The organism is Brucepastera parasyntrophica, from assembly GCF_022376835.1.
In the GTDB taxonomy this organism is placed as follows: Bacteria; Spirochaetota; Spirochaetia; order Treponematales; family Treponemataceae; genus Brucepastera; species Brucepastera parasyntrophica.
Genome location: NZ_CP084606.1, coordinates 347,236 through 368,455 on the forward strand (window position 1 = coordinate 347,236; position 21,220 = coordinate 368,455).

22 protein-coding genes, 1 tRNA gene and 1 pseudogene are annotated in these 21,220 nt (G+C 43.7%); 5 read left to right on the top strand and 19 right to left on the bottom strand.

The genetic code is table 11. The annotated features are described in order from the left end of the window. The first annotated feature begins 22 nt into the window (after positions 1-22). Genes wbaP through K7I13_RS01645 form a run of 3 tightly spaced genes read left to right on the top strand, consistent with a single transcriptional unit; the run spans position 23 to position 3,608 of the window. Positions 23-1,465 (top strand): undecaprenyl-phosphate galactose phosphotransferase WbaP, encoded by a 1,443-nt coding sequence (gene wbaP / locus K7I13_RS01635; RefSeq protein ID WP_255947465.1) that lies wholly within the window; start codon positions 23-25, stop codon positions 1,463-1,465. A gap of 1 nt (position 1,466) precedes the next feature. Beyond that, positions 1,467-2,120, top strand: coding sequence for a hypothetical protein (locus tag K7I13_RS01640; RefSeq protein WP_255947467.1), 654 nt, complete (start codon positions 1,467-1,469; stop codon positions 2,118-2,120). Beyond that, positions 2,121-3,608: a BamA/TamA family outer membrane protein gene (locus K7I13_RS01645; protein WP_255947469.1), complete on the top strand. Its 1,488-nt coding sequence runs from the start codon at positions 2,121-2,123 to the stop codon at positions 3,606-3,608. A gap of 58 nt (positions 3,609-3,666) precedes the next feature. On the opposite strand, the gene K7I13_RS01650 is transcribed toward K7I13_RS01645, so the two are convergent. The 5 genes and pseudogenes from K7I13_RS01650 to murC form a co-directional block, all read right to left on the bottom strand. Then, positions 3,667-3,738: transfer RNA gene (locus K7I13_RS01650), tRNA-Gly, on the bottom strand. A gap of 61 nt (positions 3,739-3,799) precedes the next feature. Further along, on the bottom strand, positions 3,800-4,621 hold the full coding sequence (locus K7I13_RS01655; RefSeq protein ID WP_255947470.1) for an HhH-GPD family protein: 822 nt from the start codon (positions 4,619-4,621) through the stop codon (positions 3,800-3,802). Beyond that, on the bottom strand, positions 4,602-5,201 hold the full coding sequence (cmk, locus tag K7I13_RS01660) for a (d)CMP kinase (RefSeq protein ID WP_255947471.1): 600 nt from the start codon (positions 5,199-5,201) through the stop codon (positions 4,602-4,604). Before cmk ends, K7I13_RS01655 begins: the two co-directional genes overlap by 20 nt. Beyond that, positions 5,194-6,006: a YicC family protein gene (locus K7I13_RS01665; protein ID WP_369413716.1), complete on the bottom strand. Its 813-nt coding sequence runs from the start codon at positions 6,004-6,006 to the stop codon at positions 5,194-5,196. The genes cmk and K7I13_RS01665 overlap by 8 nt, the downstream gene beginning before the upstream one ends. 49 nt (positions 6,007-6,055) lie before the next feature. Then, positions 6,056-7,502 (bottom strand): annotated as a pseudogene (gene murC / locus K7I13_RS01670) (UDP-N-acetylmuramate--L-alanine ligase). A 158-nt stretch (positions 7,503-7,660) separates the two neighbouring features. On the opposite strand from murC, the gene K7I13_RS01675 reads away from it, so the two are divergent. Further along, positions 7,661-8,938 carry a bifunctional folylpolyglutamate synthase/dihydrofolate synthase gene (locus tag K7I13_RS01675; RefSeq protein WP_255947472.1) on the top strand — a complete coding sequence of 426 codons (1,278 nt, stop codon included), beginning with the start codon at positions 7,661-7,663 and terminating at the stop codon, positions 8,936-8,938. Here the strand turns inward: K7I13_RS01675 and K7I13_RS01680 are convergent. From K7I13_RS01680 to K7I13_RS01730, 11 genes are all read right to left on the bottom strand, one after another. After that, a complete protein-coding gene (locus K7I13_RS01680) occupies positions 8,856-9,593 on the bottom strand; it encodes a pseudouridine synthase (protein ID WP_255947473.1) in 738 nt (245 codons plus the stop codon). The genes K7I13_RS01675 and K7I13_RS01680 overlap by 83 nt on opposite strands. Positions 9,594-9,597: 4 nt before the next feature. After that, positions 9,598-9,972 carry a pseudouridine synthase gene (locus K7I13_RS01685; RefSeq protein WP_369413717.1) on the bottom strand — a complete coding sequence of 125 codons (375 nt, stop codon included), beginning with the start codon at positions 9,970-9,972 and terminating at the stop codon, positions 9,598-9,600. Further along, the gene (locus K7I13_RS01690) at positions 9,959-10,507 is read right to left on the bottom strand and encodes a pseudouridine synthase (RefSeq protein WP_255947474.1); all 549 of its coding nucleotides are present in this window, start codon (positions 10,505-10,507) and stop codon (positions 9,959-9,961) included. Before K7I13_RS01690 ends, K7I13_RS01685 begins: the two co-directional genes overlap by 14 nt. After that, the gene (locus tag K7I13_RS01695) at positions 10,507-11,067 is read right to left on the bottom strand and encodes a DUF8521 domain-containing protein (RefSeq protein WP_255947475.1); all 561 of its coding nucleotides are present in this window, start codon (positions 11,065-11,067) and stop codon (positions 10,507-10,509) included. The genes K7I13_RS01690 and K7I13_RS01695 overlap by 1 nt, the downstream gene beginning before the upstream one ends. After that, the gene (locus K7I13_RS01700) at positions 11,064-11,756 is read right to left on the bottom strand and encodes a YggS family pyridoxal phosphate-dependent enzyme (protein ID WP_255947476.1); all 693 of its coding nucleotides are present in this window, start codon (positions 11,754-11,756) and stop codon (positions 11,064-11,066) included. The genes K7I13_RS01695 and K7I13_RS01700 overlap by 4 nt, the downstream gene beginning before the upstream one ends. Continuing rightward, entirely contained in the window at positions 11,734-12,636 is a 903-nt protein-coding gene (gene rsmA / locus K7I13_RS01705; protein WP_255947477.1) for a 16S rRNA (adenine(1518)-N(6)/adenine(1519)-N(6))-dimethyltransferase RsmA, read from the bottom strand. Before rsmA ends, K7I13_RS01700 begins: the two co-directional genes overlap by 23 nt. Beyond that, the gene (locus tag K7I13_RS01710; RefSeq protein WP_255947479.1) at positions 12,614-13,516 is read right to left on the bottom strand and encodes a ComEC/Rec2 family competence protein; all 903 of its coding nucleotides are present in this window, start codon (positions 13,514-13,516) and stop codon (positions 12,614-12,616) included. Before K7I13_RS01710 ends, rsmA begins: the two co-directional genes overlap by 23 nt. Before the next feature lie 8 nt (positions 13,517-13,524). Continuing rightward, positions 13,525-14,163 (bottom strand): hypothetical protein, encoded by a 639-nt coding sequence (locus K7I13_RS01715; protein ID WP_255947481.1) that lies wholly within the window; start codon positions 14,161-14,163, stop codon positions 13,525-13,527. Next, positions 14,157-15,344: a HEAT repeat domain-containing protein gene (locus K7I13_RS01720; protein ID WP_255947483.1), complete on the bottom strand. Its 1,188-nt coding sequence runs from the start codon at positions 15,342-15,344 to the stop codon at positions 14,157-14,159. The genes K7I13_RS01715 and K7I13_RS01720 overlap by 7 nt, the downstream gene beginning before the upstream one ends. A 14-nt stretch (positions 15,345-15,358) precedes the next feature. After that, positions 15,359-16,519 carry a flagellar brake protein gene (locus K7I13_RS01725; protein WP_255947485.1) on the bottom strand — a complete coding sequence of 387 codons (1,161 nt, stop codon included), beginning with the start codon at positions 16,517-16,519 and terminating at the stop codon, positions 15,359-15,361. 298 nt (positions 16,520-16,817) lie between these two features. Beyond that, positions 16,818-18,146, bottom strand: a complete 1,329-nt coding sequence (locus K7I13_RS01730; RefSeq protein ID WP_255947487.1) for a hexokinase family protein — start codon at positions 18,144-18,146, stop codon at positions 16,818-16,820. Between the two features lie 248 nt (positions 18,147-18,394). On the opposite strand from K7I13_RS01730, the gene K7I13_RS01735 reads away from it, so the two are divergent. Then, positions 18,395-18,784, top strand: a complete 390-nt coding sequence (locus K7I13_RS01735; RefSeq protein ID WP_255947489.1) for a hypothetical protein — start codon at positions 18,395-18,397, stop codon at positions 18,782-18,784. Positions 18,785-18,949: 165 nt separating this feature from the next. On the opposite strand, the gene K7I13_RS01740 is transcribed toward K7I13_RS01735, so the two are convergent. The 3 genes from K7I13_RS01740 to flgF are packed head-to-tail and all read right to left on the bottom strand — an operon-like array spanning position 18,950 to position 21,179. Further along, positions 18,950-19,489 carry a rod-binding protein gene (locus K7I13_RS01740; RefSeq protein ID WP_255947491.1) on the bottom strand — a complete coding sequence of 180 codons (540 nt, stop codon included), beginning with the start codon at positions 19,487-19,489 and terminating at the stop codon, positions 18,950-18,952. Positions 19,490-19,517: 28 nt separating this feature from the next. Beyond that, the gene (gene flgG / locus K7I13_RS01745; RefSeq protein WP_255947494.1) at positions 19,518-20,312 is read right to left on the bottom strand and encodes a flagellar basal-body rod protein FlgG; all 795 of its coding nucleotides are present in this window, start codon (positions 20,310-20,312) and stop codon (positions 19,518-19,520) included. Positions 20,313-20,363: 51 nt separating this feature from the next. Continuing rightward, positions 20,364-21,179: a flagellar basal-body rod protein FlgF gene (flgF, locus tag K7I13_RS01750; protein WP_255947496.1), complete on the bottom strand. Its 816-nt coding sequence runs from the start codon at positions 21,177-21,179 to the stop codon at positions 20,364-20,366. Positions 21,180-21,220: the final 41 nt, after the last annotated feature.

Consider the following 21,220-nt stretch of genomic DNA (forward strand, 5'->3'; position numbering starts at 1 on the left):
GTTTCCGGTAATTGGGGTGACTATGAGTATTGACGACTACATTGTCTGGTTTAAAGCAAGATACCGGCATACATCTTCCGCAGTAACAGTAGTTGCCTTTATTTTTTCTGATTTTATCACAATCATGCTGTGCATAGGCGCCGGGTTCTTTGTTGTAAACGCTGTTGACCGGCATTATATTAACTTCCGCTCATTTATAAATTACTGGACGTATCTGCCCTTCTTTTTTATCATGTACAGTTTTTTCCATCTGTATCCCGGCGTTATGATGGTTCCAAGTGAACAGCTCCGCAGTTTCTTTCTTGCGAATGCCGTAATGTTTATCGGTATTGCGCTCTCGATCGTCATTGAAACGGACGGGCGTGCCTATGTCGCGATAGCATTCCTTGTCGCCTTCTTTTTCTCCACTTTTTCACTTCCCGTAAGCAGAACCCTGGCGCGGAATGTTTATTCGCGCTTCAGATGGTGGGGTATCCCTGCCGCCGTTTACGGACAGGGAGAAGAAATGAAAAAGCTGATTGATACATTGCTCGACAGGCCTCAAATGGGATATATCCCGGTAGCAATCATCTCGGAACATGACCAGACAATGCAGGAATACCGGGGAATTCCTGTTTTGAATTCTATAAAGGAAAGCAGGCGGCTGAATACGGACCTCCGCATAAAGATGGCGATTATCGTCGTAGATGAACAGCCATCTGAATCATACCGTAAACTTATTACAACTACCCTTTCCAATTTCCGCTATAATATCATTATTCCCCGGCTCAGTTTTCTGAATACCATTTCAATGACCATAAAGGAAATAAACGGAACAATTGCGCTTTCTTCAACCAATAATCTGACCAGATTTTATAATCTTGCCGCCAAACGGCTGCTTGATATAATTCTGCTGATTATCGGAAGCATATTCGCAATACCGCTTACCCTGATTATGGCCCTGCTTATTAAGCTGACGTCTCCGGGTCCTGTTTTTTACGGGCATGAACGTATCGGAAAAAACGGAAAAAGAATCCGCGTCTGGAAATTCCGGTCAATGGTAATAAACGCCGATAAGGTTCTGGAAAAAATCCTGGCGGAAAATCCTTCATACCGGGAAGAATGGGACAAATATCAAAAACTGACCAATGATCCGAGAGTAACACCTATCGGGAAATTTATGCGCAAAACCAGTATAGATGAACTCCCCCAGTTTTTTAATATTCTGAAAGGTGAAATGAGTTTTATCGGCCCCCGTCCGGTTACTATCGAAGAAGCGGTGAAATACGGAGAAAGCTTCGGTTATATTTTTTCCGTAAAACCGGGTTTATCAGGGATGTGGCAGGTTTCGGGACGATCGGACAGTGACTATGAAGAAAGGGTCGCTTTTGACACATACTATATACAGAACTGGTCGGTCTGGCTCGATTTGTGGCTGATAATCAAGACAATCGGTGTACTTATAACCCGTAAAGGAGCCCGTTAGTATGCGTATATTATTTTTGGCACTTTTTTTATGTTTGATACTGCCGGTATATTCCGATTCAAGGCTTGGCGCTGATCTTGCGGAACCAATGGCGGCAAAACTGCTTGATACCTTTTCCATTCCGGAAGGCAGTATGCATACTTTTTCAGCGGAAGAAACCAGAGAAATGATTAATCTGGCCGCCGATATACATATTAATGTGTTTGAATTGATTGATTGTATTTTCCGTTACATAAAACCGAAAAACATCAGGGTGAGCATGTCGGGCGACTATATCAGGAATTTGCAGACTGATTTTGATCTGGGCGGGGACAGGGTTATAGCCATTCTCTGCCTGGACAAACTGCGGTATCTGGAAACAGGCGCGCGGCTATCTCCCGGACAGACTGATCTTGATATTTTTCTTGACTCTCCCGCGGAAAAATACATCGAAATAGGTACCGCGTTTTATGAAACCCGTTTCGGTTTTGAAAAAATGGCTCCGAATCTTTTTGATAATGCATACGGTATAACGGTAAAAAAGCTGTTTATTACTACTCCGTTAACCAAACTTGATTTATGGGCCCCCGGGAAAGGGGCGATTTATACAAAGGCTATTTCGCGGCCCAAAAAGTGGAACCTTGACGTAGTAACAAAAAAAAAGAATAATGGTTAAATGAAATTCAAAACTCTTGTTTTTCTTTTCCTGGCCATTTGTGCAAATAGGGGTTTCGCACAGGCACGGGAATTGTATCAGATAAAAAATGTAGACTATAATATAAAAGGCGCAACCCGCGAATACCCGCTTTCAAAATCCGTTGAGATTTCGAACGACCGTTTTTTTTCTTCCCAGGAAGAATTGAATCAATATATCAGGGATATCGAACAGCTTTTTCTTAATCTGAGGGTGCTTGAAAGCGTCCGTATAGATATAACCTACGGAGACCCGGACGCGACAGGGACAATACCGGTATATCTGGTGGTAAATACGGCCGACACATGGAATCTGATAATCGTCCCCTATCCTGAGCTGGATTCGAATTCGGGTTTTACCCTCAAACTGAAACTGAAAGATTTTAATTTTTTCGGTACCATGCAGACGCTGACTTCCGATATCAATTATAATGTCGATATAGATGGACAGCAGGCGATTTCCGGAAATCTGGATTTTACCATACCATTTAAAGCCTGGGGATATTCCTTTGAATGGGATTTATCCGCATATATAAATATTCCTATAGATGAATTAGTTACACTGGAATTTTCAACCGGTATCGATTTTGAACTTCCTCTTGGTTTTTCCGATATGCATATAGGCGCGGAACAAAGCGTGGTATGGAATGACCGGGACAGCAAAGATGTCCTGTATGAGGACTGGCTTTATTTCACTGAAGATGTATATCTGAAACTCCCTATTGTCTTAACAACACTGTCCTATTTCGGGGATGTGTCGTGGACACCGGCCCTGAATTTCGAGTTTAACTGGGACCATAACGGGATCAGCGATCCTGATTTAAAGGGTCCTACACTCACAGCTTCCCATTCTCTGGGATTTGACCGTATTGACTGGGAGCGGAATTTCCGCCGGGGCGTTGCCGCCAGTCTTGGAAATTCATATACCTACAATTTCGGAAAAAATAAATTTGAAATATCGATCAATACAAAGGTCCGCGGATACATAAGTTTCTTTAATATTTTCGGCCTTTCCGGCCAATTTTATTTCTTTTACGATTTTTTCGACGAAACGAATGATGATCAGGGAGATATGCTCAGGGGTATTCTTGATGACCGCATAACAACGGATACAGCCTTCTCTCTGAACATTGATATCCCGATACGTATTATGCATATCAATTTTGAAGAAATCACCGGAGTAGGCTGGACCAGATATGTCAGTTTTGAAATGCATCTCGCCCTGTTCTTTGATATGGCGCTTGTCCACGACATACAGAAGGGAACTTATTATTCATTTAAAGACGGATGGTATGCGGGCGGTCTTGAGGTAATAGTATATCCGTTAAAAATGCGCAGCATTTACGTGCGGGCCAGTCTGGGTTTTGATCTTGCGGAACTGTTCACAAACGGATTTGATACCGGAGCATCAGCAAAACGGGACGGGGAAAATATACAGGAAATTTCCATAGGAATCGGTCTGCATTACTAATGCTATATTTTATTGCTGATTTTGGTATTGCCGGAACAGCATAAAAAAAGCCTGACAGAGCGGATGAAGGGAGTCGAACCCTCGTCTCCAGCTTGGAAGGCTGGGGTAATAGCCGTTATACGACATCCGCTCTGTCAGGCCTGGATATTTTATAGCAGAAAAATGCTTAAAGGTCAAGAGAAACCCGGAAATTAATATATCCGGTATATGCCTTCTTCTTCCGCTACGAGAGTTTCGCCAAGAAGGGCCAGGGCCGCTTTTTCTATTCGCTCATAAGGCAAACCTGAATCACTGGCTATATCATCCAGACTGCCTGAAGTATTGGAACTGAGGTATCTTATTATTTCTCCTCTTGCCTGACGGAGAGACCCTTCGAATTTTGACTGTTTTGTGTAATGCCTGCTCTTTCTGTTCGGGTTCTGTATTTTCTTTTTCAGCAGGGCTCCGTAATCCATCAGGGCATAATACCATTCTCTCGGATTGCCCGCATCAAGGGTTTCTTCTACAAGTTCAAGAATTTCCCTGTCTGAAACCGTCTCGGAATCCTGGAAAAAGAAAAAAATAAAAACAGACCGGATGTTTGTTTCAATAAAAACATTCGGAAGGCCGAAAGCAAACGTTGATACGGCGCGCGCGGTATAGGGACCAATACCCGGCAGGGCGTCAAGTTTTTCAGGGTCAGAGGGAAATATCCCTCCATATTCCTGCTGTATTATCTTTGCAGTTTCATGCAAAAAACGCGCCCGTCTGTTATAGCCAAGTCCCACCCAGTATTTCAGAACAAGAGCCAAATCAGCTGCGGCCAAATCAGCCGGAGAGGGAAAAGCAGCCAGCCAGTTATTGTATTTTGGCACAACTCTTTCTGTTTGCGTCTGCTGAAGCATTATTTCTGAAACTAGAATCTCATAAGGATCGGCCGTTTCCCTCCACGGGAATTTTCTTCCGGCTGAATGATAGTTTTCATATATTGCTTTTTTAAAAGATTCCTTTTTTTCAGTCTGCAGCTTTACCACGTAACAACATTTCCTTTTCAATAAGCTCTTCAACAATAATTTGTACTATCTGTTCGGGAAAATAATTTTCAACATTAATAACCATATCCGCAACTGAAAAATCCGTATTATCTATTTGATAGAGTTCCCAATATCTCCTGGTATCTTCCGCATCGCGCATGGCCGTGTATTCTCTGATTTCCTGAAAATCACCGCCTTCACGTTTTTGTATACGTTTGGCCCTGACATATTCCGATGCAGTCAAATATATTTTCAGGTCGGCGTCTTCAAGCATCCAGATAGCAAGACGAGAACCAAGAACACAGGATGTTTTTCCGGCAAGCTCTATCTGTTTTGTGTCAACCATTTTATCGTATATAAAATCTTTTTTTGCGTTTTCTATTATTTCTTCAAATGAAATATTCAGTTCCAAAGCAAGTGACCGGAATGTATAATTGATAAATGCAATGCCCAGTGTTTCGGCAAGCAGACGTGAAACAGTCGTATTTCCGCATCCTGAACGGCCCGAAATTGCGATCCGTAATTCTGAATTGTCAGGTATGCAAAAACAAGCATTTGTATTGTTACTTTTCTTATTCAATATTTCTAACCTGTTCCCTGATATTTTCCAGGGCATCCTTTGCCTCTATCACGGCCTGCCCTACTTCTATAATCTGGTTTTTTGAACCAATTGTATTTATTTCCCTGTTTATTTCCTGGCAGATAAAATCAATTTTTCTTCCGGTCGCGGCATTTGAGGTGAGTTCTTTATTTAAACTTGCCAGGTGCGCACGGAGGCGTACAATTTCTTCATTGATTGTATACTTTACAAGCATAACGGCTGTTTCCTGCAGAACACGCTGCTCATCAATTTCATTACCAAGCACCTCGGCAAACCGGGCTCTTATATTATCCTTAAAAATCGTCTCCATTTCGGGGACGCGTTTTGAAATATCTTCAACGGAAGTTTCTATTCTGGAAATCATATTCCTGATGTCTGCACAAAGAGCCTCGCCCTCAGCGGCCCGGCTCCTGTTAAAGTCGGAAAAAGCCTCCGTAAGAACGGGCTGGATTTTTTCCCAGTAAAAATCAATATCAAAAACACGGTCGGAATACAGCACACCGTCCTGCTGGATAATTAGGGAAAGAGGGACACCTTCATTAAAATCAAGAGCATCGGCAATTTCCTGAACAGCCTTCTTATACGCAAGAGCGACTGATGGATCGGGCGTGACTGTAAGATTTGAAGAACTTTCCCTGATTCGTATATTAAGCTCAAGTTTTCCGCGCTGTACCTGCCGGACGGCATATTCCCTTACTTTATTTTCAATACGTCCAAGCCAATAAGGCTGTGAAATTGCAATATCGAGAAAACGCGCGTTATAACTTTTTATTTCAATGGAAATTGAAAGTTCTTCCGTTTTTTTTCTTTATAGGCATATCCTGTCATACTTTTCATAATTTTCTCCTGTCTTCAAGAACGGCACGCCCCAGCCGCCAGTTATCCCCGGCACCCATTGTTATAAAAATATCTCCCTCGGTAAGTGTTTTTGAAAGATATTCACGTGCGTCAAGCACTTCTTCAAAATAATGGACATTTTTCTTTTTGTTTTTATTATTAACCAGATTAAATAAGTCCTTGCCATTGATTGTTCCGTCATACTGTTCGCGGGCCGAGGCATAAATTTTATGCAGAATAATTTCATCGGCCGCAATAAAAGAGGAAGCAAAGTCTTTTAGCAAGGCTGCTGTTCGGGAATATGTATGAGACATAAAGTCAACAACAAGCCTGCGGCCTTTGTAAAACTCACGCAGGCCGGCCAGGGTCGATTTTATAGCAGTAGGATGGTGAGCATAGTCATCTATTACAATAACGCCGTTCGACTCACCCACTATTTCACAGCGCCGCCTTGAGCCGGTATATGCTTCCACTCCTTCATGGATTTTCTGAATGTCCTCATCCGAAAGAGATTTTTTTCCTGAAGAATCAGGCTTACAGTCAGGGCAATCGCGGCCGCGGCGTTCCTGACATTATGACGGCCGGGTACACGCAGACGGAATTCATTTTTAAATTTCTTTAATTTAAAACAGAGATACGAATTCCTGATTTTTATATCGTATATATGATAGTCGCCAAGAGCCTTTTCCCCATATCCCGTATAAATAATATCAGGTCTTGTATTAAAAACAATTTTTGCAGCCTCATAGGCGCCGGGGTCATCCGCGCAGTAAATAATTTCACCGAATTGGGGCAAAAGGTTGATATACTGCAAAAAGGCCGACTGTATTGACTCATAGGTCGGATAATAGTCCTGATGATCGCTTTCTATACTTGTTAAAATGATTTTTTGCGGATGGAAACTCAAAAAATGCCGCTGATATTCACAGGTTTCCGCAACAAAATACTTGCTGCCGTTAATCATAGTACAGCGGTCACCAAAGGAAGTTATGCTGCTTCCTGCAAGGACAGAGGTGTCAAAATCCAGAGATTTTAAAATAGTCCCGGCCATACCTGTTGTACTTGTTTTTCCGTGTACGCCTGCTATTCCTGCGGAATAGCTCTTCGCGGAAATAGCCCGAGGGCTTCTGAATACAACAGAACAGGCAGTCCCCTTTTTTGAGCCTCTATCAATTCAGGATTTGTTTCTGCTGAATAAGCGGAAGAATGTATGACCAGTTTTATATCTTTTCCCAGGTTTTCAGGCTTAAAACCTATATATGGTTTTATTCCTATGGCATTCAGTATTCTGTCTGTGTAAAAAATATCCGGCACATCACTTCCGGTAATAACAGCGCCCCTTGAAACAAGAAGTTCCGCAAGAGCAGTCATACCGGTACCTTTTATGCCTACCATATATATTTTGAAATTCTTTAATTTTTCCGGAAATTCAAAGTCTGTCATATGTATATAATACTGAAACCGCTACTTTACCGCAAGTTATTTTTGTTGCATAATATAATGATGCAACAAAAGCGGCAGATTGATTTTTTTATGAATGGCTTGAAAATTATCTTAATTTCGAGCAATTTCCTAAAAAAAGCAAATTTTCACTCGAAACAATGGAATTTCTTGTCGCCAGGTTTAAAAATCCCGAAAAAAAATACAATACAGTACATATAGCAGGATCAAAAGGAAAAGGGTCTGTTTCTGCTATGCTGACGCAGATTTTCAGCGCCGCCGGTTATACAGCCGGCTTATATACTTCTCCGCATATACTTGATTTTACCGAACGGGTCAGTTCTGCCGCCGGTATTTTCAGCGACGAGATGTACGGAAAGGCAAGTGATTTACTTGTACCGCTTGTTGAATCAATTATTCCGGAAAATCTTCCGGGCGGAAATGAACCGACATGGTTTGAACTCGTGACCCTGTTTGCCTTTCTTACATTCAGGGAAGCTGTCGTTGATTGGGCGGTAATCGAAACAGGCATGGGCGGAAGATTGGATGCGACCAATGTCATTACACCTGCCGCAAGTATAATAACACCTATTGAAATGGAGCATATGGAATTTCTTGGAGACACGCTGGGAAAAATAGCTGGGGAAAAGGCAGGTATAATAAAGCACCATACACCGGTTTTTGTATCTCCCCAACAGGAAGAAGCTCTCAAAGTACTTACAGATGCGGCAAAATACCATTCAAGCCCTTTTTTTTATATGCAGGATATAATCAGCAGCATATCATCCGAAACATCGCAGGAAGGTAATTTTATATTTATTGAATATAAACAAATCCCTGAAGGTCCTGTTTTTTCACGTCCGCTGTCAACTCGGCTGCGGTTTTTGAATGAAATCCAGGCTCAGAATGCCGCGATTGCCGCATATACCGCAAAATTTCTTCTTCCCGATATTACGGAATCAATGATTGAAACAGGTCTTTCCCGGGCATGGCTTCCCGGACGGTTTGAATTAATTCCCGGGGATGTGCCCATTGTCCTGGACGGTGCTCATACGGTAAAAAGTATAAGCACTACCCTGACTACTTTTAAAAAACTTTTTCCCGGTAATAATCACCTGCTTTTTGCATGTGCCGCAGATAAAAATGTCGATGCAATAGCGGAACTATTTCATTCCTTTTCAGAGATCACAATTACAAAACCTGGTGATTTCAAGGAAACGGATATGGAAAAAATTTCTCGGCCTTTTCTGGAGTTATACGGCAGCAGAAAAGTTACGCTGACAATTAATGAAGATTATCAAAAAGCTATCCCGGATGCCATTCTTTCCGCGTATCAGAAAAAAATACCTCTTCTTGTTATTGGTTCATTTTATCTGGTATCGGAAGTAAAAAAGATACTCGTTCACCGGACCGGGGATCAGGAAAACTTATACCGTTAGCAAATAAGTGAAGGTCTGTATCAGGGCGATTATCCTCATTATATAACCTGTCTCCAATAATCGGATAACCAAGAAAGGCAAGATGAGTCCGGATTTGATGTCTGTAACCTCTGGCAAGGGAACAGTTTATTATCCGAACCGGCTGTTTTGCAGATTCTTTATTTTCAAAACCGGTACTTTCTATGCAGGTATGATAGTCTCGCTTTGCCGCATTATACCCGCGCATTCCGGGAAAAAGAGGTTTTACTTTTTTCCCTCCCGGTCCATAGGGGCGGAACCTGCTGCTGATGATATACGGCAGAGTAAGGTCGTCAAGATTTCCAAAGCCGGTTTGAGCTGCCGAAGGGATTTCAGAGCAATATGCGCAATAATGCTTTGTTATAAGATTATTTTCCTGGCTCTGTAATAAGAAATCATAAGCCGGCTGATTTTTTGCAATAAGAACAAGCCCTGCAGTAGCGGTATCAAGACGGTGAAGCAGCCCATGCTCTATTATTTTTTTTCCTGAAACGGTTTTACTGTCGGGACGTTGTTTTAAAAACCAGCATATAACAGTATTTGTCTCATTTTCATTCAGGGGCGCAGTCGGTATTTTATGCGGTTTGAATACCAGCGCCCAGTTTTCCGTTTCATGGATTATCGAAAGCGTTTGCATACTATTATTTCCGCAATTCACATATAATTTTTTTGAAACGCCCAGGGAGCGGAGCTTTGAAGGTCCGGAACCGTCCCTCTTCCGGAAGGCGTATACGCAGTTTTTTCGCGTGAAGCATAAGTGTAGCATCAGGGAAATTAACATCTTTTTTCCCGTATATGGGATCACCAAGAACAGGACACCCCAGATAGCGGCTGTGAACGCGTATTTGATGTGTTCTGCCTGTATGTATCCGGAAAAGCACAAGTGAATAGTTTCCGTATATACGCATAACCTTATAACTGGTATACGCAAATTTACCTTTTTCCGGATTATCTGAACATATGAATTTTTTTCTGTTTTTAGGGTCCCTGCATATTCTGTTTTTATATGTCCGGATTTTTCCTTAGGCACACCGGATAAAATAGCAGCATATATTTTTTTACCCGGTGTGAAGCAAACTGCTCCTGCAGCCAGGCCAAAGATTCCGGATTCCGCGCGGTAATTATAACGCCCGAAGTATCCTTATCGAGCCGGTGTACTATGCCCTGACGGTAACAGGCGGAACCGTCATTTTCCTGCCAATGCCAGAGAAGCGCATGGACAAGGGTTCCAGTCCAGTTACCGGCAGCGGGATGGGTAACCATTCCCTGTTTCTTGTTAATGACAGTTACATTATCATCTTCAAAAATGATTTCAAGCGGAATATTCTCAGGAATTACATTTTCCGGAACAGGATCTTCCCAGAGAATGATGACACTGTCATGCGGACGCACCGTCCGCGAGAGCTTTGCCGGGCGGTTGTTAACCATAACGGATATTATTCCATTTTTCAGTCTGGAACGGCTGAGTGAATCAGGCAGGGCTGAATAATAAGTATCAAGCCGTATTCCCCTGCCGGCATCCGGCCCCACGATAAAACGTATTTCAGGCATTATTCAACCGGAGCCGAAAGCTCTTCTTCATAGTATTCCTGAATACTTTCTGCTGGAAAAGTATCAATCTCAATATCAGTCGTAAGCGGATGAATTGTCGGGCCGTTCAGAGAAGGATTGTCCATGGGTTGAATCATAATCGGATCCTTCTTCAGTCTGTTTTCTCTTTCCAGCCGGTTTTCCCGAACTTTCCGTGCAATTGTCCGGTAGGTAAAGTCAAACAGCGCCACTCCTAGGGAAATTCCTATGGAAATAAACAATATATTTTTCTGTTCGTCTTCAGTAAGAGGGATGGATGTTGCGGAATCCTTAAACGGCCAGGGCATGTACGCCTCATCCTGGTCGTGTGAAAAATACCGGTAAATATCGTAGTAAATTCCGGCCATAAACGTTACAAAAGGCAAAGAACCGAATGAGATTATTTCCGCCCGCCTTAAGTCCTTCATCCATGCGGAAAATTCATCATCCCTGTAGGGTTCCGGAGTAGTCGAGGTCTGGGCCGGGATAATGGCAGCGAGCATACAAAAAAACATAAGTACAGAAATATATTTTTTTATCATTTCCGCTCCCCGAAAATGGCGGTACCAATGCGGACCATAGTTGATCCTTCTTCTATTGCAATATGATAATCTGATGACATACCCATGGATAATTCGCGGAAGTCCAGTTCGGGATACCGCCCTGAGCATTCCCGGCTGAGACTGGCGAGGGTCCGGAAAGCCCTCGCAACTGCAGAGACATCATTGGTATATGGGGCAATTGTCATTAATCCCTTACAGGTAATATTAGGAAACCGCTCAAGAGAATCAATTGAGCGGAAAAGTTCTTCTTTATCCAGATAACCGGACTTGGAAGTCTCGCCTGTATGGAATTCAAACAGAATATTCACGTTTTTTTTGAGCAGAACAGCCTGTTTTGATATTTCTTCAAGAAGATGTATGCGGTCTACAGACTGTATGCACGATACCAGAGGCAGTATCTGTTTCACTTTGTTGCGCTGGAGCGTACCGATCAAATGCAGGGAAACTGAAGAATTTTCCGAAAGGATTCCGGTAAATTTTGCAACTGCTTCCTGCACCCTGTTTTCACCGAACAGGAACTGACCGGCGTCCGAAGCCTCAACAATAGCTTCAGCGGGATGAAATTTGCTTACCGCAAGCAATTTTACATCACCAGGATGTCTGCCCGCTTTTAACGCAGAAGTATGAATATCTTCATATATTTTTTTAAGATTTTCCCGAATACCCATATAACTCTATAAGTTTATCACTAATCCTGCAAAAGTCCAAGACCGTAAGGGTCTCAGCCCGCCTTCCGGGGTCTATGGCTAAGCCGGATAGCATATTCCGGACTATGTTTTCGGAATCTTCCCGGTTTCCGTAATATGTTGAAGACGCAAGCCAGGCTGTAAAATTATTCTTTATTGTCTTCCTGCGTGAGGAAAAAAGTCCGCGAAGTATTGACTGAAACAGCGCGGTATCGGAACAGCAGGGCCATTCAGTTTTCTTTTTCATCTTTACTGCCCGCGAAGTTACATTTGGTCTGGGCCAAAAGGCTCCTGCCGCAATATCAGTAATAGTCTCAACACTATATGCCCACTGGCATAAAACGGAAAAAGAAGAATAATGCTCGGTATCCGGTTTTGCGGTCATTCTCTGAGCAACTTCCTTTTGGACCGTAATAACCATTGTATCAATCCGCTCGCCTTCGGAAATCATGTCGGCAATAATTGTGGCGGCTATATTATATGGCAGATTGCCGATAAGCCGGTCAGGCAGTCCGTATGCCGAAACAGCCTGTTTCCAATTCTTAAGCACATCACCTTCAACAACTGTAAATGAATTCCTGTTCCGGAAAAACTCTTTAAGGGCAGCAACAAATCCCCTGTCGATCTCAAAAACAAGGACATTTTCCGTGCGGGAAAACAAATCACTGGTTATAGCCCCAAGACCGGGTCCTATTTCCCATACAGTGGAACACTCATTCAGATCAAGCGAATCTACCAGCCGGCGGCGTATGGAAGGATTAATCATAAAATTCTGTCCGAATTTCTTTTGCATAGCCATTCCATGCTCCTGGAGAAAGGTTTTCAGAGCAAGCGGTGAATCATAATTCGGTAAAACAGACATCAACAGACCTCCGGCAGCGGTTTTTAGCCGCAAAACAGCAAAGTGAACAGGAAACAGTTATTGACAGTATAACGGCAGTGATTATAGCAGGCAAGTCTTCCAGTATTATTAACGGGAATCCCGAAAAAAACCGGACGGGAATAACAATGAGCCGGTATAAAAAAGACAGGATTTTCCCGCAAAAAAACGCTGAAAAGGGAAACAGAATAGTCAAAAAAACCAGAAACATACCTGCAATGAGAAATATCGATATAAGCGGGCTTACAACGCAGGAAGAGATTATCCCAACCGGAGCCAGAATTTTAATAGTGGCGGCAATAAAGGGCGTTGAAACGCATTGCGCGCCAACAGACGCGGAAATTCCTGAAAATACAGTATCAGGCAGCCATTTTTTTGTAAGAAACCCAAGGGCCTCCCCAACAGTCAGTATTCCAAGCAGGGCGCTGTATGAAAGCAAAAACGAGAGCGTTAATGCATCATTTGGCTGCACAATAAGCTGAAATACACAGGACGCGGCCATAACAGGCAGTACTTTCGGAACAAATCCGAGCTGTTTCAGCAAAAGCATTCCAATCGCCATATACAGGGCCCGGTTGAGAGAAGACGAAGGACCTGCGAACCAGACAAAAATACATAACGCAAGTAATGACAGTTTTACTGAAAACCGCCTTCCCCCGATCTTTCTGCCGATTGTAATAGCAACCAATCCGAACAGAGACAGGTGCATGCCGGACAGGGCAAGCACATGAGCCAGTCCGGCATTTCTGAATAACCCGGCAAGTCCCGGAGACAGATAATCCCTGTTCGCGGAAAGAAGTGCAAGCAAAAGTCCTCCCGCATCGCCCCAGTCATATAAAATATGTATCAGCCTTACCCTCAAGGAAGCCCTCAGTCCTGCAAAAAAGGAGGGGCTTTTTCAGGTATATACCACCCGGAATCAGGCCTCACCGCATAAAACTGCTCACCCGGCTTGCTGTTATTTAAAGACATTTTTCCGTCAAAGGAATGTCTCAATCCCGCAGCGTATATTTCCCGGAGTCCGTTTTTTGTACTTATTCCGCCGGGCAGCGCTTCGGTAATATATGGAGCGGGAATATAAACAGTACATATACCTGATGCCGAGAATTCAGATCCGTCACTGTACCGGCAGCGTTCAATTTCATATTGCATTTTATATAAGCTTCCGGCGGCCGGAACGGGATCAGTCAGGGCTTTCCCGGAAATCGCGGTAATTTTATCAGGCTCAGCCAGCGTAAAAACCGGAAAACGGCTGATCTGGATATGGTATGAAGAAATAACTCCTATACACAGACCGGCAAAAACGAAAAAAACAGCAGACAGCAATGCGGACCGGGATTTTTTCAAATATAGAAGATTCTGCAATAAGGACATAGCGGAAATAATTACGAAAACAAAAATTAACGCTATTTTTTTCGACTGGACATTTTCAGACAGGTACAACATTACCAATGCGGTAACTGCCATAATACAAACCGGAGAAAAATCTGTCTGTTTTTTTCTTACCATTGAAGCCTCGCGAGAGCATCGCGAGAGGCCTTTTTTACCGTTTCGGGATAGTCAAGATAACCAACATACAAGAGATAGTCAAAAGCGGATTTGTCGCCAAGGTCTCCCAATGCCTGAATTACGGCCAGCATTAACTGCTCATTATATGTTTTCTTCTGCTCTGTTTCGGAATTAAGCAGGCCAAGAAAAATCGAGAGAGCCTGAGCAGCTTCTGTGGTTCCCATTGCGCCCATAGCGGAAACAACCGGTATAAGCATATCAACTCCGGCTTTTTCATTCTTATAATCACCCTGAACCTGATAAAAATACTGCACAATAACAGGGGAGGCATGGGACCACTCCATTTCTGCCAGTTTTGCCATTGATTCCCGTATTACGGAAGACCGGACAGCATCCTGTCCGTCCTTTACCCTGGATGTTTCAAGGGCGGCGATAAATGCTGCCTCGGCAATTTCCGCCTTATCATTCTGCGGTAAATCTTCATTCTTCATTGCAAATGAAAAAGCTGAGTATATATCTCTTATGTTTTTTTGAGCAATAATGGCAAGGATTCTGTCCTTGTACTCGTCCGTTATGGAATTCAGGGCATCAGAAGCGGCCTGAACAACACTGGTATCGAGCCGCGATGTTGCGGCACGGAAAAGTACCGTGAAGGAGTCGGGATCACCAATCTGTCCGAGCGTTCTGGCACAGGCTGCCAGAACCTTCGCATCCGTATAGGCGGTTCCATCCAGAGTGGCTGAAATTGCGGAAGAAAACCAGTTCTGCAGAAAAACTATTTCATCTTTTTGATCGGTGATTAATTCGGCCATAGCGGTAAGACAGGCGATTCTGGCATTTGAATCCGTAACCTGCGAAAAAACAGATCGTATATAGGGAAGCACGGAAGGATCATTATAGACGGCAGAATTCCTCGCCGCTATGGCAATCATTTCCAGTAACTGGGAATCATTTCCCAAGACAGGATAATTGCTCCCGCAAAAACTGAGGGCATCAACATATAAAGGAGTCATGTTGACTGTTTTGATCCGGGCCGCATCATTGAGCAATTCAAGTTTTGTGCTGATACTGGCCCTGATAAAATTACGCTGATACGAAAGTACAACAGGATCACTGGACTGGGAAAAAACGGCCATGCCTATAAGCATAAACAAAACAATAAACAGCGGCTTTTTCATCATCGCATACCCCCAAGTTATACCAGTTTTTCAGCAAAATCCGGCAATTCATCCTTGCTTGCGCCGGCTTTTTCCTGCGTTCCGGCAGAAGCATCAGGCGGTACATTCCCTGCAAGATTTGCTTCGGCCAATGCATCCTCTTCTGTTAAACGGATTGCATCAAGTTCCTCTTTTTTCTCTTCCGGCAGAACATTATATACAAATGATAAAATAGCGTTTCGCATTCTGGGATTAAGCTTTTCACTTTGCAGATGAATTCTGGACTGGTTCTTTTCCTGGTCAAATTCAACCCCGCGTATTTCACCCGGCATCACAATCAGAACATCATTAATCATAAACTGGAGCTTTATTTTCAGGCCCTTTACGGCCTTGCCTCCGATCATGACCATGGCCCCGTCCTCCGAAATATCCTCAAGCAGACACTTCATTCCGGGCTCGGACTCCATTAATGAGCGCGTTTCGTCCCCGGGTTTTAAAAGATACATCTGGGCATGGATATGACACTTTACCCGTATAGTATTACGCATTTGGGTACGGGTCAGGTTTGAGGTATGGGCAAGCAGAATAACAGCTTTTTCCTCATATTCAGGATCGGAAATAATAGTTGTCTCAAATTCATATCCGGCGTCGTCCTTCCTCCAGAAATAAACGGTCACTATCCTGTTTGTCCACTCAATTGAAGTCGCCTGAATTTTCGGATGGGACGGAAAGTCAAGCCGGAGAAATTTTGAGGTATTTCCGGTAACAGTCGAGCTGAAAATACCGACTCCGCGGAGCAGGATACGGACCTTCTGTCCGATCAGAATTGCCCGGGTAGTCTCGACTCCCCGTTTTTTTCTGGTTTGTTCAATATCAATCTGTGTGCGGTATGTATACAATGCGGAAAGCAGTTTCTGGACCTTGGGATCGTTTTCTGTTCCTTCCACCCTGCTCTGCCGGACAATTTCGGCAGTGCAGCGGTCAAGGGCCGCAACGGACCAAAAAAGGGTTGACCGGTCCTCAAGCCCTGCCAGTTCGCCCACTTTTGCAAGGACCCTGATCTGGCTCAGACTGAAGCCGGAATCAAGACCGGTTATATAAAACTGGAAAAATTTCTTTATCTCGGTGCCCTTATTTGACAATAAAAGGGCGAAAACAAGAAGAAATATTAGTGCCAGCGATAAATATAAAAAAAACATTTCAAACCATCATATCATATTAATTAAATTCAGTATAGCAATTTTACCGGCGAAATCCAAACAGGAATCACTATAAAACGTAAAATAATGGACTGAATTACAGCGGAAAATACCTGTTTTTCAATGACGGCTTGCCAAAATCGGCTATACAGTTACACTGCCCCCGGATTCGGATATCCGCCTGAATCCGGGAACCTGTTTTTGGATTCCATATTACAAAACAACATGGACCCGCTTTCCTGCTTCTGCATTACCGGCGGGTATCAAATAAACAACCGTGAAAAAAGAAAGTTACCTGTTAAAGGAGGCCCGCGACTGCCGAGCCGAGGGTAACGGCATGGTCAATTGAAACAATTTCAAACCATATCCCCCTCTCTTCAGTTAGCACAGTATTAAGATAGCCTATAACCCGTTCCCTGAGATTGTGGGTTTTTAGAAAGGTCGTACCTTCACAGAAAATACAGACAGGTTTTACCGGATTTGTACCCTTGCGGCTTTTAATTACAACGGCAGCTATATTTGCCGCCGCAAGCCGGGCGGCCCGCTCTACAAAGGCATCGAGAAGCCTGAATGTTTTTTCCCTGTCATCTTCCGTTCCGTTAACCAGAATTTTACCGAGTTTTGTATCGGTTTTATACGGCGTAAAAAAGAAATCGTCCATTTCTATGAGATCAAGGCTCTCCATTTTCAGGAATTCTTTTGCGACAGGCTCTGAAAAAAGTCCGTCTTTTGCCGCCCCATTCAGGGCCAGCCGTCCGAGAGGTCCCAGATAGGCGCCGGAACACATCCGTTCAAACACATTGGGAGAATCCATTATTTTATCAATTTCCTGATCAAATCTGCTGCGGGCTATTTTATTGCATTTTCCCGATTCACAGACCACAATCTGGGATGACGGTATATTAATATTCATGGAGGCAATTTTTTCAATTTTTTCAGATTCAATATAGGCGGCGTTCATTCCCGTTCCGAGGATAAACCCGACATAGGAATCATAGGCCTTTCCGTTTTTGGCGGCGACCGCGCCTGCCATAAGGGCCGCGGCCGTATCGTTTATCAGCGTTATTTTTTCGGGCCGTTTCCATCCCCGCGCGACCAGGGCATCGGACAGGCTTGCCCCTACCAGCGTACCGATTACCTCATCAGCCTTGATCCCCTTTGAAAGCCTGATAACCTTTCCGTCTCCCTCGGGAGTAATTGTCATGGAATAGGAAAAACAGAAACCGATCCTGGTTGCCTTATTTTTCAGGTGATCAAGAAAAGAGGCTATGGTTGCAAAGAATTCTTTTTTGCTGTATTCCCTGTCTGAACCCGGCATGGCGCATTTTTCCATCTGGGATATTTCGGGTTCTCCGGTTTCATTGAATGTTACAAGGCAGGAACGGAAATTGGTCCCGCCGGCATCGATTACAATAACCTGCTGGTTTTTCGGGGCTGAAGCCGGGGGTACCGACCAGGTAGGTATCATATCAAGGGAGGGGCCGCTCCCGGGAGGATAGGTCGGGTCACGCTTCAGACCTTCTTCAATATCATACATCATTGTATTAATAACAGAATTAACATCGGGGCCGTACGCTGGAAAATCATTGCGGCCGAGAAAGGCATTGACTGCAAATGTCGAATTCATAAAATACCTCTTTAAAAATTGGCTTTGCATCAGTATAGCATGTATTTCCGTTTCATTCCAGAAATATTTGAAACCGGCAAAAAAACCGCAGGCAATTCCTGTTTTTCAGAATATTTTACAAAAAATATTGAAAAATACCGGATATCCCCGTACACTGTTCTAATACATTTTTATAGCCTGCGGAAGAAAAGATACCTCTTTCCCGGTTTATTCATTGTATAACATAACGCATAAGGAGACGTGAAAAGTTGAGGAAACAAAATGTCACAAAAAAACTTGTAGGGGCTATGCTGGTTTTGGGAGTATTGTTTTTTTCCGGGTGCGCGCTTGATGAAGAGCCGGAAAAAAGCCTCAAAATAACCGGAATTTCATTATATAATGGTGATGAATGCGGGGTTTATATTTATGAAGATAATGGTATAGCCAGTCTGGTTGCTATAGGTTATCCTGTAGCGATTTCCGGCGGAACCGTCACAATCCCGTTATATTCCATGCTTGGCAGCCAGTGGACCGGAACAGGCAGCTATTGGGTAGATATTGAATTCCTGGACGCAGGAGATTATTACGAAAGTATTGATATGATTTCATTTGCCTCTGAAGTGACAACAGTGAATTTAAGCGATTTTGACGTATGGTAACCATATCTGATTTTTAAAGGCCGGAACCGTTAAAGCAGAGAAAATTATTTCGCTGTTTTAACGGTATGTATTTTTGAACTTTCCGGCAAAAAACTGCCCAGCTTAATGAAGCGGCAACTCCAAATCTTTATAGACAGAAAAAAGGCTGAATACTTGCCATAAATCCTATTCTGATACTGTTTCAGCGAGCTGCAGGTATACCTGGTCTGCAAGACCGAATCCCGCGTTCTTTGTAACGGTCCTCGAAAGCTCATCATACATCATGTCTTCATACATTTTTGACGCAAAATCACTTCCGCCGAAGAGGTTTGTTTTTGTAATAGTATTCCGCATTGAGGAAAGCATTATTTTGACAAAATAGGATTCCAGTTCAAGGGCCTGTTCATATAGCTTGCTGGTTTTATCAATTTTACCTGTCTGCCCGCTGTTTGCAGCAGCCCCGGAAGGCGCTGCCTGATAGTCATTTTCGGACGGGTTTGTTATGGAAAAAGAACTTATATAATCTCCGGGCAGACGGGTATCCTGTCCGGAAGGGACTGACGGTGAAGCGGCAGTTTTTGGCTCGTCAAGGCCCGCGGCAATTCCGTCAATGAGGGCGGAAAAGCGGCGTTCCGTTTCCTGGGCGCGGGCATTATCCGCAAGAATTCCGGTGCTGCCGGAAAAACCGCTCCCTGAAACGCTCTGCAAAAACATTGAAGTACTCATCGGCCGTCTCTCCCCTTATTTTTATTCCTTACCGTTTCAGTCCTGCCGCTGTACCCAGCATACTGTCGGTAGTCTGGATAGCTTTTGAACTGAATTCATAGGCCCGCTGCGCCACTATCATATTAACCATTTCACTGACTGTTGAAACATTGGACATTTCAAGGAATTTATGAATGGTTTTTCCGAAACCTTCAGTTCCCGGTCTGCCGGCAATTGCAATACCGCTTGCCGGTGTCTGCTTGAACAGATTTTCACCGACAGCTGAAAGTCCGGCGGAATTCTGAAAACGGTATAACTCGATAATACCTATATCAAGAGGTTCATCCAGATCGTTAACATAGGCAGTGACCCTTCCGTCCTGGGTAACGGTTATTCGCTCGGGAATATAGCCTTCGGGAAAGGTTATTTCGGGAAGAACTTTCAGCCCGTTTGAGGTCACCAGCTGGCGGTCGGCGTCTATTTTAAAAGAGCCGTCACGGGTATAGGCATAGGAACCATCATACTGCAGAACTCTGAAAAATCCCTCACCCTGGATTGCCACATCACTGATATTGCCCGTATTCTGGAGCGATCCCTGATCAAACATCCGGAGGGTTGAAGCAACCTTGACACCATGCCCCATCTGGACACCAACCGGTGTGATCGTATCTTCAGTTGCCGGAGTCCCTGCGGTCCGTACCGTCTGATAAATCAGATCTTCAAATTCAACTCGCTGTTTTTTAAACCCTGTTGTGTTTACGTTTGAAAGGTTGTTTGCAATGGTATCGATATTTGCCTGCTGTCCGTTCATGCCTGTTGCAGCTGTCCATAAACTTCTCACCATAAAATATTTGCCCCCGTTTATTTGGTTTTATCCGGTTTTATTTCGCCGCACTTACCTGACGCGGACGACCTCGCTCCATAATTTCGACATCATGGTATCTTCAGTCTGGATTGTTTTCTGGTTCGCCTCATACATACGGTTAACCTCAATCATCTGTACCATTTCATTTACAACATTAACATTGGAAGCTTCCACAAAACCCTGGGTTATTACAGGACGTTCATTTCCTTCCGCGGAAAAGGCCGGGCCGGAAACAGGCGTTTCCCTGTATAAACTTGAACCCTGCTTTGCCAGATAACGGTCATTTTCAAAAACAACCAGTTTCATTCTGTCGACAAGAACAGGATCCGCATCGGTATCCGCTATCGGCCTGGCATATACTTCGCCGTTTTTGTTTACGGTAAATTTTGTATCCTGCAGGAAAATTCTTCCATTTTCTCCCAGAACGGGATAGCCTTCTTTTGTCAACAGATAGCCTTCAACGCCAATCGTAAAATTGCCGTTCCTGGTATACCGTTCACCATGAGGGGTTTCTACGGCAAAAAATCCGTGTCCCTCAAGGGCCATGTCAGTGTCGTTTCCTGTTTGTTTGAAAGAACCCTGTTCGAAATTCGTAAACAGCTCATTCACTTCAACGCCGAGGCCTATTTTTCCTATGATTGGTGCGGCATCAGCCGACCCGAAAGTATTTTTATATACTCCGTCGTCATTCATTCTTCTGAGCAGTAATTCCGGAAAGTTTTTGCTGACGGCGATATCCCGCTTAAAGCCTGTTGTATCCACATTCGCAAGATTATTCGAAATCGCATCCAGCCTGTATTGCTGCGCGTTCATGCCGCTGGCGCCTGTGTACCATCCTCTAACCATATACAGGTAACTCCTTATGGTTAATATCGGTGAAATGCCTT